Below are 12,540 nucleotides of genomic sequence, written 5' to 3'. Positions count from 1 at the left end.
ACCGAGCCCCGTTTACACAGAGCCTTATTGTACTCCGCCCAGTTAGTTATCTTCTTTTTTGCCTTACCCATGCCACCACCGCTCTAACCATCATAAAGGGTCAGATCGCAAGACTCGAAAAAGGTTCAACTGATTTAGGCAACAACGCCTTGCAATTTAGCCAGTGTTTTTTGATTTTCCAATCATTGTTTATCATTGTTTTGATAAATAGTTGTTTTAAATCTTCAGGTTTTCTTCTTTTTTTTGTTGCTTTTTCGTTTGATCTTAACGGACTTAAATATATTTTTTTTAGACCATAAAAGGTAGGGTGACTCAATGTTTTTATATTGTTTTTCTTCAGTTCATGTCTTTCGTCATGTCTTTCTTTATGGCTATCGCACATGAGCTTATTGAGGCTTTCCTTAACGTTTCCATTTGTATTTAAGTATATTTTTTGTAACTTGCCTGAATAGAGGATTACGGCATCTTCCCATTTTTGGTCTAATGGACGTTTTGTTTTTTTTCTCCAATTAATATCACATAGAATATCAAACAATAAATTGTCTAATTTTGTATAATAGTATGCAATTTTTACATTTGATATTGTCTCTTTGTTATTAATTTCACTTAGGATTTTGTTTATGTTTGTTTTGGCCAGTTTGTGAAATTCGCTTATGTTTTTCATAACTCTTCATATCTAGTGTAACAATGCCAATTCATATGTTTACCATATATGACCTATGGATACATTCTATGTAAAAAATAATAACTATTATTGCTTCGGGATTTTTATTCTATATTTTAATTTTTTTAATGATTTCTTTGTTAATTGGTTGGCATTTTTTCCTAGCTGTTCGTAGGATTTCTTACTTAAAAAGATAGGTTTTAATGTGAGGAAATGTTGGCAATAATCAACAATGTTTACAGTGTTGATTATTAAATTTTGATTATAATCGGTTTCAAGTAATTGAAACCGATTAGGTGCTTGGTTGGTAAGCTATAATTGAACCTAGAGGGTTATGATTATGAATTAGTGGGCCTATTTCTTTAGCTAGTTAGCTAAGAGATGGCTTCGTCTGAGTAGAGTCGTGCGTGATCAATGCCTCCAAGTGCGCAAGACTCGTCAATATCTGACAGATCACCGCTGACACCAACCGCGCCAAGGATGTTTTTTTCTGCGTCTCGGATCAGCAAGCCGCCGGGTACTGGAACCATATTACCGTGAGCCAATACGTTAACGGCGGAGATAAATGCAGGACGGCTGTCGGCATCCTGAGCGAGTTTCCTCGACGAACAACCGAGCGCGAGTGCCCCCCAAGCTTTAGCGATGGCGATGTCTGGTCGCATCATACTAGAGCCATCTTGACGTTGCAGGGAAATCAGCTTACCCCCGCTGTCGAGAACAGCGACCGTAAGCGGTGCGCATTTGTTCTTTAAGCCTGCCTGAAAGGTGCCGTCTATGACGGACAGTGCTTGTTCTAGAGTTAAACTTCCCATGTTATCTCCTGTTAACGTTTACCAGCCTGATTTACACAATGTAAGTCAGCGAGGTATTACTCAGCTCCTTGTAGAAGCTGATAGCTTGGTAAGGTCAGGAAGGTGGCGAACTCTTTTGCTGTCGACAGCTCGAAGAAAAGGTCAGCGGTTTGTTCAAAGCGGCCAGCAGCAAATCGAGTGTCGCCCACTTCCTGTTTAATGGTGTCGAGCTCTTGGTACAACCATTGGTGGAAGAGCTCTTTGGTAAATGTTTGTCCGTCGTCGAGTACGACGCCATGATGTATCCATTGCCAAATGTTGGCACGTGAGATTTCCGCCGTTGCAGCATCTTCCATCAGGCCATAAATCGGCACACAACCATGACCTTGGATCCATGCTTCGATGTAGTAGAGAGCAATGCGGATGTTTTTGCGCACGCCTGCTTCGTCTCGGCTACCTTCACAGGGTTTAAGCAGTAAATCTGCTCCTATTTCGTTGATTGGACTAACGAAATCAAGTTGGTTGGCTTTGCCATTAAGGTTCTTTTCGAATACCGACATTGCGAGGTCAACTAGCGCTGGGTGAGCCACCCAAGTACCATCGTGACCATTACGTGATTCACGCTCTTTATCTTCGATGACCTTGGCGGTCACGCGCTCCATCTCTGCGGGATCTTTAGCTGGAATAAAGGCCGACATCCCCCCCATCGCGAGTGCTCCTCGCTGGTGGCAAGTACGCACTAACAGCTGGCTATAGGCATTGAGGAACTCTTTGTCCATCCCGACCACATGACGGTCTGGAAGAATGCGATCAGCGTGATTTTTCAACGTTTTGATGTAGCTGAAAATATAGTCCCAGCGACCACAGTTCATTGCGACGATGTGGTCGCGCATGGCATACAGCATTTCATCCATCTGGAATACGGCTGGTAGGGTTTCAATGAGCACTGTGGCGCGAATGGTGCCGCGTTGCACGCCAAAGTAATCTTCGGTGAATGAGAAAACATCATCCCACCATTGGGATTCTTCCATGCTTTCCAGCTCTTGTCATTCCGAATTTGCTTAGTATCAGCGCGAAAGCCTGGCAATTTGCCAGCGTCATAACGCTTTTGTTGCTCTTCGCGAGCTTGCAATAGTGCATCTCTACGCGGTGCAAACTTCTCTACAAGTTTGGTTAGGAAAGAGAGAGCCTCTTTAGACAGTATGGCTTGGAATTCTGGGTTCTCTGTATTACCAACCACGCGTAGACAGGCAGTCTCTTCTCTTTCTGCTACATCGTTCATACTCATTGTTCGTCTCCTTTAAACAATATCGAATGATTTTGTGTACAAAATTGATTGTTCACGAATACTTATATTTCAATTTATGTAAACAATCAAAGGGTATTTAACAATTATTTTTCATTTGAGCGTGTGGGGAATTATTTTTATGTAAAGATATTTTATGTAAAGTAATGATTTCTAAGTTTTAAAGGGTTAGTGAGCGCTTAAAGCAAATGCTCTATGTTGAAAAAATGTTGCATTTGGGGTTGCCAAATTCTAAATATGATTCATAGTGCACAAAGTGTCTTTGAATTGTATACAATCGAAATGGAGGTTCGCATGGCAAAGATGAAGGCAATTGAAGCAGCGGTAGAGGTGTTGAAGAAGGAAGGTGTAAACATTGCCTTTGGCGTTCCTGGTGCAGCCATCAACCCAATGTACGCAGCAATGAAAAAGCTTGGTGGAATCGATCATGTTTTAGCGCGTCACGTGGAAGGTGCGTCGCATATGGCTGAAGGTTACACCCGTACCAATCAAAACAATATTGGTGTGTGTATCGGTACATCAGGCCCAGCGGGTACGGATATGATTACCGGTCTTTACTCGGCATCGGCAGATTCAATTCCAATCTTGTGTATTACTGGACAGGCACCACGTGCGCGTTTGCACAAAGAAGATTTTCAGGCGGTTGATATTGAGTCGATTGCCAAACCTGTCACCAAGTGGGCGACGACAGTTCTAGAGCCTGCTCAGGTGCCACGAGCATTCCAGCATGCATTCCATCTGATGCGTTCTGGCCGTCCTGGTCCGGTTCTTATCGATCTTCCGATAGACGTACAGTTAACGGAAATTGAATTTGATATTGATACCTATGAGCCGTTGGAAGCTTACCAACCAAAAGCCACTCGAGCTCAGGTTGAGAAAGCGATGGCAATGCTATGCGAATCAGAAAATCCAGTGATTGTCTCTGGTGGGGGCGTGATTAATGCGGGCGCTGAACAATTGTTGCAGCAATTCGCCGAGATCACTGGCGTCCCCGTCATCCCTACTTTAATGGGGTGGGGTTCTATTGCCGATGACCATGAGCTAATGGCGGGTATGGTTGGCTTGCAGACCGCACATCGTTACGGTAACGCCACTCTACTTGAGTCTGATTTTGTCTTTGGTATCGGTAACCGTTGGGCAAACCGACATACCGGCTCACTGGATGTTTACACTAAAGGACGTAAGTTTGTTCACGTTGATATCGAACCGACGCAAATTGGTCGAGTGTTCTGTCCAGACTTAGGCATTGTCTCTGACGCTAAAGCGGCATTAGAACTCTTGGTTGAAGTGGCTCGTGAGTGGCGAGACGCTGGTAAATTGCCAAATCGTAGTGCTTGGGTGGGGCAATGTCAGCAGCGCAAAGCGACGATGTTACGTAAAACCCATTACACCGATGCGCCAATCAAACCAATGCGTGTTTATGAAGAGATGAATAAGGCGTTTGGTCGCGATACCTGTTACGTCAGCACCATTGGTCTGTCGCAAATCGCTGCTGCCCAGTTCTTACATGTATACAAACCGCGTCACTGGATTAACTGTGGTCAGGCGGGGCCGTTAGGTTGGACAACTCCGGCGGCACTAGGTGTTCGTGCAGCGGATCCAAATCGAGATATCGTCGCTATCTCTGGTGACTATGATTTCCAGTTTATGATCGAGGAATTAGCGGTTGGTGCTCAGTTTAATTTGCCTTACATCCATGTATTGGTGAACAACTCCTACCTAGGTTTGATTCGACAGGCTCAGCGTCAGTTCGACATTGATTACTGTGTTCAACTTGCGTTCGAGAACCAAAATGCCCCCGAACTTAATGGCTACGGTGTTGACCATGTGGCGGTCGTCGAAGGTCTAGGTTGTAAAGCGATTCGTGTTACTGACCCAGAGCAAATGCAGGTGGCATTCGCACAAGCGAAAGCGATCATCAAGGAAGTCGGTAGTGACAACCTGTTTATTCAGTATGACATCTACCACATGCAGATCATGGAAGGTGATTTGGCACCAACCATGTCAGCGAACATCGAGCAAATCGCTCATGTGCAGTTGGCTGACAATCCAGGACGACATGAACCGGGGACGGGGGAAATCAACTACCCATTTATCGGTACTGGAATCATGGGCAGACCAATGGCTGCCAATCTACAAAAAGCAGGCTATGACATTGTGGTTTCAGACCATTTCAACCCACCGCCAAAAGATCTTGTGCAAGCGGGAGCGATAGTTTGTCACTCACCAGAAGAGGCAACACGTTTAGCCGATGTGGTTATCCTCATGGTGCCAAACATACTGAAGATGTGCTATTTGGTGAAAAAGGTGTTGAAGCCGGCCTGACAGCGACTAGCGCTGAGGGCAAATTGGTTATCGACATGAGCTCGATTTCACCAATGGCAACCAAGGCGATTGCAGCACGTATTAATGAAAGTGGTGCTCAGTATCTCGATGCGCCAGTGTCGGGTGGTGAAGTGGGCGCGGTTAACGCCACTTTAAGCATCATGGTGGGTGGTTCACAACAAGCGTTCGATAAAGCCCGTCCACTGTTCGAAGCGATGGGTAAAAATATCACTTTGGTGGGCGACAATGGTGCGGGTCAAACGTGTAAAGTAGCCAACCAAATTATCGTTGCTTTAAACATTGAAGCGGTTTCTGAAGCGTTAGTGTTTGCTTCAAAAGCCGGTGCGGATCCCGCACGAGTCCGTCAGGCTCTATTAGGTGGTTTTGCTAGCTCGAAGATTCTCGAAGTTCACGGTTAGCGCATGATTGAAGGTACCTTCGATCCGGGCTTTAGAATCTCTCTACACCAAAAAGACCTAGATCTTGCACTGACAGGCACGAAAGAGCTTGGAGTTGCACTACCTAATACCGCCACAGCTCAAGAGCTGTTTGAAGATTGTGCGGCGTTAGGTGGTCAAAATTGGGATCATTCTGCTTTGATTAAAGCGATTGAGAAACGCTCTGATCATTCAATCAGAAAGTAATTCCGTCCGGGGCGTAAAGGATTCCTCTCCCTTTATTGCTCCTTGGGTTTGGCATGAACCCTAAATTTATTGCTACTAAATCGCGTAGTTTTTTGTCTCCTTTTATACGCGTTCCCGTTGTAAGGCAAAAGGTAGGAGTGCTTATCGGGCTCCGTCTTAGCAGGCACCTGGCGTACTTACTTCGGGATTTTTTCTTCTCATTGTGAACTGCGCAATATAGTGAGTTCAGTTAATTGAGGGAGGCTTGTGATATGTTAATCGGGTATGCCGACAGGCTGATATCACAGGGCAAAAGAGATGCAGTTAAATACCCTAATCGCTCGTCAAATTGTTGAACGTGCGACGAAAATTATCCAGTTTCCCGTGAACGTTATGGACGAGAACGGACAGATTATCGGATCCAGTGATCCAACCCGTTTACATCGCACTCATGAGGGAGCCTTACTGGCGATTCATGATAACCGTACTATTGAAATTAATCAGACGGTTGCCAGTACACTGATTGGTGTAAAAGAGGGAATCAATCTCCCCATTCTTTATCAAGATAAAGTGATCGGAGTGGTAGGAATATCGGGCCAACCGGATGACGTCAGAAGTTATGGCGAATTGGTCAAGATGACGGCAGAACTGATCATTGAGCAAGAAGCCTTGATAGCACAGATTCAGTGGAACAAGCGTCATCGAGAAGAGTTGCTGATGCAACTAATACAAGGGTCGACCCTAAACGAGAACCAACTGCTATCGATCGCAGAGAGACTGGATCTGAATCTTGCGCAGCCAAGAGTTGCCGCCGTAGTAAAGGTTATACCGAAACAGGGACAGTCATTGACATTAGAGCATTTGCAGAAGCTGGTGCATCTCTTGGACTATCCTGAACGAGACAATATTGTTGGCATAGTCTCTGTGTCAATGAACGAAGTGGTGGTGCTAAAACCAGTGACTCTTGTGGAAGGGAACTGGAACCAGAATGAAGAGAAAGCGCGGGTTAAACGTCTGTTGAAACGCATCGCACAGGAAGCGGACTTCTCAATTCAGATCGCACTAGGGCAATACTTTTCAGGGGTAGCGGGTTTAGCGCGCTCTTACGAAACCGCTAAAGCGACGCTTGCGAGTGCAGAGAAGAGCAAAGAAGCGATCTTGTTCTATCAAGATCATAAGTTGTCAGTATTGGTTGGCGGACTAAAACAAGACCAATGGAGGCGCTCTCAACTGACGGAACCGTTAGAAAAACTGTTGCGACACGATAGCAAAGGCGTACTTATTAAGACGCTCAGAGTGTTTTTTGATCAAGACTGCGATCTAGCTCAAGCTTGTGCAGCGCTACATATTCACCGCAATACTCTGCGATATAGGCTAGATAAGATAGAAGAAATTACTAACTTTAAAATCAATAGTTTAGATAATAAGGTGCAGTTATATTTAGCACTTAAATGTTTGTAATTTAATAGAGTGATTTGTGCAATTTGACATATTTAAGACGTTTTGGTCGCTTAAAATTTGTCAGTTTGCATAAAGGAATGATGGTGGAATCACTGAATAATAACCCCGTCCCTACTGACACCCTCAATGTCGGAAATGAGTTCTGGCGTAGAGAACAAACATTACTATAAACGGAGTTATTATGAGTCTGATCCTAATCCTGCTGGGGGTGATAGCCTTTATCGTCCTCGCAACCACCAAGTTTAAGTTACACCCCTTTTTAGCACTCATCGTAGCAGCATTTTTAGCTGCATTTGCTTATGGCTTACCAGCTGACAGTATTGCTAAGACCATCGCTTCAGGTTTTGGCGGCATTCTTGGCTATATCGGCCTAGTGATTGTTCTCGGTACCATAATTGGTGTCATCCTAGAGAAAAGCGGCGCAGCGATTACGATGGCCGATACTGTGATTAAAGTACTGGGCGATCGTTTCCCGACTCTGACGATGAGCATTATTGGTTACATCGTGTCGGTGCCTGTTTTTTGTGATTCTGGTTTTGTCATCCTTAACTCTCTGAAAGAGTCATTGGCAAACCGTATGAAAACATCCAGTGTCGCAATGAGTGTGGCGCTAGCAACGGGTTTATACGCAACGCATACATTCGTGCCGCCAACTCCTGGTCCAATTGCTGCCGCAGGTAATCTAGGTCTTGAATCTAATCTAGGTCTGGTTATTGGTGTGGGTATCTTTGTTGCCGCAACCGCAGCGCTAGCGGGTATGTTGTGGGCTAATCGTTTTAAAGATGTTGAACCTGATGCGGCTGAACAGGCAGAAGAGATCAAGCAGGACTGGAAAGAACTTAAAGCCTCTTACGGCGAGCTGCCGACTGCAGGGCAGGCATTTGCACCAATCTTTGTGCCTATTTTATTGATCTGTTTTGGCTCAATTGCCAAGTTCCCAAGCCTACCTTTGGGTGAGGGTGCGCTGTTTGATGTGTTGGTGTTCTTAGGTCAACCACTGACTGCACTGTTGATTGGTTTGTTCTTGTCAGTACGTTTGCTAAAGAGCGACAACAAGGTTGAAGAGTTTGGTCAGCGTATTAGCCAAGGCATTACTGCGGCGGCTCCAATTCTACTCATTACTGGTGCTGGTGGTGCATTTGGTGCGGTTCTAAAAGCAACACCACTGGGTGAATATTTAGGAACAACCTTGTCTGCTTTGGGCGTCGGTATCTTTATGCCATTCATCGTTGCGGCGGCTCTAAAGTCTGCGCAAGGTTCGTCAACGGTGGCTCTAGTGACTACGTCTGCGCTTGTTGCCCCGATGTTAGCTCAACTCGGACTAGACTCTGAAATGGGACGAGTACTTACAGTGATGGCGATTGGTGCTGGTGCTATGACGGTATCGCATGCGAACGACAGCTTCTTCTGGGTTGTCTCTCAGTTTAGCCGTATGTCGGTTGGACTCGCTTACCGCGCACAAACCATGGCAACCCTGGTTCAGGGCGTGACAGCAATGACACTGGTTTACATTCTAAGTCTTGTTCTTCTGTAACAAGCCAAAATAGGAAACATATATGAAAGTAGTGATCGCTCCAGACTCTTACAAAGAAAGTCTCACTGCTATGGAAGTGGCGACTGCGATTGAAAGTGGCTTCAAAGAAATCATGCCAGACGCAGAGTACATCAAACTGCCGATGGCGGATGGTGGGGAAGGCACAGTGCAATCCCTCGTTGACGCGACTGGAGGCGATATCGTAACGGTTGAAGTGACGGGGCCTCTGGGTCAGCCAGTCACAGGCTTTTACGGACTACTTGGTGATGGTTCGACTGCCGTTATTGAAATGGCGGCAGCATCAGGCCTTCATTTAGTTGAACCCGATGAGCGAAACCCATTACTGACTACCACATATGGCACCGGCGAACTGATTAAAGCGGCACTTGATAGAGGTGTTGACCATATTATTATCGGTATTGGTGGCAGTTCGACCAATGATGGCGGTGTGGGCATGGCACAGGCACTGGGTGCGAAACTGGTTGATGCAAAGGGCGTTGACTTACCTTTTGGTGGCGGCGCTCTGGCTGATTTGGTCAATATTGACTTGTCGGGGCTGGACTCGCGTTTAGCGACCGTACAATTGGAAGTGGCCTGTGATGTCGATAACCCGTTGTGTGGTCCAAAAGGTGCTTCACATATCTTTGGTCCCCAAAAGGGAGCGACGCCAGAAATGGTGGTTCAGCTAGATGCAAACCTTGCTCACTACGCTAAGGTGATTCTTCAGACCAACGGTAAGGATGTGATTGATCAAGCCGGAGCGGGTGCTGCTGGAGGGCTAGGGGCTGCGTTACTTGGTTTGTTTAATGCGACGCTCCGTCCTGGGATCAACATTGTCATGGATGCCGTCAATCTTGCTGAAGTGATCAAAGATGCAGACTTAGTGATTACGGGTGAAGGGCGAATTGACAGCCAAACCATACATGGCAAAACACCGATTGGTGTTGCTCGTACCGCTAAGCTGTATAACTTGCCTGTGATTGGTATCGCAGGCAGTACCGCGCAGGACTGCCGTGTGGTTCACGATCATGGTCTAGATGCGGTGTACAGTGTCGTTTTAGGTGCGACGGACTTACCGACGGCGCTAAAAGAAGCAGCATTTAACGTCGAAATGACCTCACGTAATATTGCGGCTGCGCTAGCAATGAAGTTTGATTAAGTTACCTTATTCTCATGTTTCCAACGGCCACGATTTTAGTGGCCGTTTTTATTTAATGGAAACTTTGGAAGTTTGTTACGATATTATCATTCAAATCTATACTTGGTTTGTCTTATAAGGTACAGGGATTTGCTCAATGAAACGGGCTCTAACCTTTTTGGTAACGTCATTTACCATTGTTAGCAGTTTGTTTACTATGACTTAACAGATTGATATAGGAATACGTAATGACTCGCATTAGGCAGAAAAATCAGGACTTGATAATTGAAGTGGCGAGTGAGCAGTTTGCGACTCAAGGGTACGCTGCGACGAAAATGATCGATATTGCCAAGGCCGCTGATATCCCTAAAGCGAACGTGTTCTACTATTTCAGTTCCAAAGACAAGCTCTATTACGCAGTGCTGCAAACCGTGACTCAGCCATTGCTTGAAGCATCGCGTCCTATTGAAGAGTTGAGCGATCCGGTAGAGGCTTTGAGCCAATACATAGAAGCCAAACTACGTATTTCAAGAGATCACCCTCATGCGTCAAAAGTGTTTGCCAACGAAGTGATGTCGGGTGCGAAAGCACTGCCAAAAGATATTGGTGATGAGCTTTTTAAGCAGGCTCGAATGATGATGGATAAGTTCTCGACCTGGTCTCAGCTTGGATTTATGGATGATGTTCCCCCTCAACACCTCATGTTTACCATCTGGGCGGCCACTCAGACATACGCTGACTTTGGTTGGCAGATCTGTAATGTGATGCAGAAACCTCAGCTTGATAACGAAGACTATCGTCAGGCTGCTGAGTTTTTAACCCAATTAGTCATCAAAGGCTGCGGAGTTAAGAGCAACGGCTAGGTGATTGAGCTAATTCCTATTCACAGTGATGTCAGAAATAGAGCCATTGCCCGCTCCTTGATCAATGCAGTAGTAATAATGGCTAAGTCGCTGAATCGGCGAGGTCTGCCACGCTTGCCTTGCTTGTTTTGCTTCCACTTGGCTTATCGTTTCCTCATCAATCCAAAAGGTCAGAGAACCACGGTTAATTAAGGCTTTATTGTAATGCTTCCAGTTATTTGTTTTGTAACGAGGTTTCGGCATAAGGATACGACAATGAATGGGTGTAGCGATCAGATCGTAGCTTCCTGATGTAGTTTCATCGAATTACGCAAAGCCTCTATTTTTGTGATTCAGTCTAGTTAGGTAAGCTAAAAAGCCTTCTAGATAGAAGGCTTTTTGGGGCAGGAGAGTGTCTGCTGAACTATGGCTTAATGGCGGTGCAAAAGCTCACATCTGAATGTTGTGTTTCTGGGTCGTAGCTGTGATATAGCTCGAAACAAGGACGGTCATCGTTCTCCATTCCTGAGTTAATCACGTTATCCATCAAGTCATCCCACGCTTTTGAATACTGGCTGTGCTCAGTAATCTTTTGGCGCATTACCGCGTACTGGCCTCCAGGGAAGTCCTGCAGCTCAATATTTTGTGGAACTTCGGTATCTTCTGGAACCATTAAGCAGATATCTGTACGGCATTTATCATTCGGTGTGATTTCCGGATTATCATGATAAATAAAGATGCAGGTATTGCCTGCGAGACCTTTCATCCCTGCCCACTGATAGAGACGCTCGGTGGCTTCTTGGTAACCTTCGCCATACGGACCAGTAACTCGTACGTAAGCTAATTTGGTTGCATCAAACTGTTGTAATTCCATTGTCTTGCTCCATATTGTTGGTTCAGAGCCAGTATAGGGTTCGATGATCTTGCTTTCGTTTCCATTCTTGCGCAACGTGTGTCCAATCTTGCTGTTTCGCGCCAAATTAGAAAATGCCTGATAGTTTTCGCAATCTCTAAATTCGCTTGGCGTGACGCCATAGTGTTGCTTAAACGCTTTAGCTAGGCTTTGAGAAGAGGAAAAACCGTATTCAAGAGCAATATTGAGTACGGGTTGCTTTGATTTGAAGAGTTCGTCGGCTGCCGCCGCAAGCCTTAGCCGACGAATGAAATCAGCCAAGGTTTCTCCCTGTACCGCTTTAAATGTGCGATGAAAGTGGTAGGGAGAGAGGTTAGCCAAAGCGGCGACTTCTGGCAGATTCAGAGGTTCATTAAAGTGTCGTTCCAGATAGCGAATGACTGGAATCAGCCGTTTATGATAGTCGACGCGCATTGTTCTACGTTCTACTCATGATCAAGAATTGACAGAGAATAGACTAAACGATTTGAGTTAGGTTGCAATGCAAAATCCATCAATTTGAGAGCAAGGGTTTGTGGTAATAAACAATGAAAAAGGCCGTTATCCCCATATTGGGAGTAACGGCCATGTCTAAAGCTCGTGTTTTAGGACGCAGATGTTTAGTTGTCTTGGCTTTGTAGTTTCTCTTTTGCTTCTTCAACTTTAGAGAAGTCCAATCCCAACTCTTCAACCGCTTCTTTGATTAGCGCAGGGTTTTGCATGACTTGCGCCATCAGCATTTGAAGTTTGTCTTGAGGTAAGCCCAATTGACTGATAGTGGCCATTGCAGCAAAAGGGTTTTGTCAATTAAGGAATTAAAGGGACATATATGGTCACCTCGCTGTTCGCAAGGCCTGATTGAAATTAATGTCGGTCTTTTCTTTAAGCTATTTCATAGGCACCCTTAACGGAGATTAACATTGATGGTCGACGGTCTTGCGACATATATCCGGCGTCGTTATAG

At 45.3% G+C, this 12,540-nt stretch carries 7 protein-coding genes and 6 pseudogenes; 7 read left to right on the top strand and 6 right to left on the bottom strand.

Annotated elements, in window-relative coordinates; translation table 11 throughout:
• Positions 1-100: 100 nt before the first annotated feature.
• The 3 genes and pseudogenes from QTN95_RS18820 to QTN95_RS18810 all read right to left on the bottom strand — a co-directional run bounded on the left by QTN95_RS18820 (position 101) and on the right by QTN95_RS18810 (position 2,743).
• Positions 101-664, bottom strand: coding sequence for a hypothetical protein (locus QTN95_RS18820; RefSeq protein ID WP_331418563.1), 564 nt, complete (start codon positions 662-664; stop codon positions 101-103).
• A gap of 374 nt (positions 665-1,038) precedes the next feature.
• Positions 1,039-1,476, bottom strand: coding sequence for a GlcG/HbpS family heme-binding protein (locus QTN95_RS18815; RefSeq protein WP_138971646.1), 438 nt, complete (start codon positions 1,474-1,476; stop codon positions 1,039-1,041).
• Between the two features lie 56 nt (positions 1,477-1,532).
• Positions 1,533-2,743: pseudogene (locus QTN95_RS18810) on the bottom strand (malate synthase).
• Between the two features lie 312 nt (positions 2,744-3,055).
• Here QTN95_RS18810 and gcl point away from each other — a divergent pair.
• From gcl to QTN95_RS18775, 7 genes and pseudogenes are all read left to right on the top strand, one after another.
• Positions 3,056-4,687, top strand: a pseudogene (gene gcl, locus QTN95_RS18805) (glyoxylate carboligase); the annotation flags it as partial.
• Positions 4,676-4,798: pseudogene (locus QTN95_RS18800) on the top strand (hydroxypyruvate isomerase); the annotation flags it as partial. The pseudogenes gcl and QTN95_RS18800, both read left to right, overlap by 12 nt.
• Before the next feature lie 72 nt (positions 4,799-4,870).
• Positions 4,871-5,730, top strand: a pseudogene (locus QTN95_RS18795) (2-hydroxy-3-oxopropionate reductase).
• Between the two features lie 297 nt (positions 5,731-6,027).
• Positions 6,028-7,170 carry a sugar diacid recognition domain-containing protein gene (locus tag QTN95_RS18790; RefSeq protein ID WP_331418562.1) on the top strand — a complete coding sequence of 381 codons (1,143 nt, stop codon included), beginning with the start codon at positions 6,028-6,030 and terminating at the stop codon, positions 7,168-7,170.
• A gap of 181 nt (positions 7,171-7,351) precedes the next feature.
• Positions 7,352-8,704 carry a GntP family permease gene (locus tag QTN95_RS18785; protein WP_138971643.1) on the top strand — a complete coding sequence of 451 codons (1,353 nt, stop codon included), beginning with the start codon at positions 7,352-7,354 and terminating at the stop codon, positions 8,702-8,704.
• 22 nt (positions 8,705-8,726) lie between these two features.
• Positions 8,727-9,863 carry a glycerate kinase gene (locus tag QTN95_RS18780; protein WP_331418561.1) on the top strand — a complete coding sequence of 379 codons (1,137 nt, stop codon included), beginning with the start codon at positions 8,727-8,729 and terminating at the stop codon, positions 9,861-9,863.
• A gap of 227 nt (positions 9,864-10,090) precedes the next feature.
• Positions 10,091-10,705, top strand: a complete 615-nt coding sequence (locus QTN95_RS18775) for a TetR/AcrR family transcriptional regulator (RefSeq protein ID WP_138971641.1) — start codon at positions 10,091-10,093, stop codon at positions 10,703-10,705.
• 23 nt (positions 10,706-10,728) lie between these two features.
• On the opposite strand, the pseudogene QTN95_RS18770 reads toward QTN95_RS18775, so the two are convergent.
• The 3 genes and pseudogenes from QTN95_RS18770 to QTN95_RS18760 form a co-directional block, all read right to left on the bottom strand.
• A pseudogene (locus QTN95_RS18770) lies at positions 10,729-10,948 on the bottom strand (transposase); the annotation flags it as partial.
• Between the two features lie 160 nt (positions 10,949-11,108).
• Positions 11,109-12,011 (bottom strand): AraC family transcriptional regulator, encoded by a 903-nt coding sequence (locus QTN95_RS18765; RefSeq protein WP_331418560.1) that lies wholly within the window; start codon positions 12,009-12,011, stop codon positions 11,109-11,111.
• A gap of 185 nt (positions 12,012-12,196) precedes the next feature.
• Positions 12,197-12,379, bottom strand: a pseudogene (locus tag QTN95_RS18760) (DUF2999 family protein); the annotation flags it as partial.
• Between the last annotated feature and the right edge of the window lie 161 nt (positions 12,380-12,540).

It is taken from the genome of Vibrio sp. M260112 (genome assembly GCF_036533775.1).
In the GTDB taxonomy this organism is placed as follows: domain Bacteria; phylum Pseudomonadota; class Gammaproteobacteria; order Enterobacterales; family Vibrionaceae; genus Vibrio.
The sequence above is the reverse complement of the archived record's forward strand: the minus strand, read 5'-3'. Positions and strand labels throughout refer to the sequence as shown.

Excerpts from the sequence above, each read along its gene's own strand:
- QTN95_RS18820 (WP_331418563.1), bottom strand. The coding sequence starts at position 664 with ATGAAAAACATAAGCGAATTTCACAAACTGGCCAAAACAAACATAAAC.
- QTN95_RS18815 (WP_138971646.1), bottom strand. The coding sequence starts at position 1,476 with ATGGGAAGTTTAACTCTAGAACAAGCACTGTCCGTCATAGACGGCACC.
- QTN95_RS18790 (WP_331418562.1), top strand. The coding sequence starts at position 6,028 with ATGCAGTTAAATACCCTAATCGCTCGTCAAATTGTTGAACGTGCGACG.
- QTN95_RS18785 (WP_138971643.1), top strand. The coding sequence starts at position 7,352 with ATGAGTCTGATCCTAATCCTGCTGGGGGTGATAGCCTTTATCGTCCTC.
- QTN95_RS18780 (WP_331418561.1), top strand. The coding sequence starts at position 8,727 with ATGAAAGTAGTGATCGCTCCAGACTCTTACAAAGAAAGTCTCACTGCT.
- QTN95_RS18775 (WP_138971641.1), top strand. The coding sequence starts at position 10,091 with ATGACTCGCATTAGGCAGAAAAATCAGGACTTGATAATTGAAGTGGCG.
- QTN95_RS18765 (WP_331418560.1), bottom strand. The coding sequence starts at position 12,011 with ATGCGCGTCGACTATCATAAACGGCTGATTCCAGTCATTCGCTATCTG.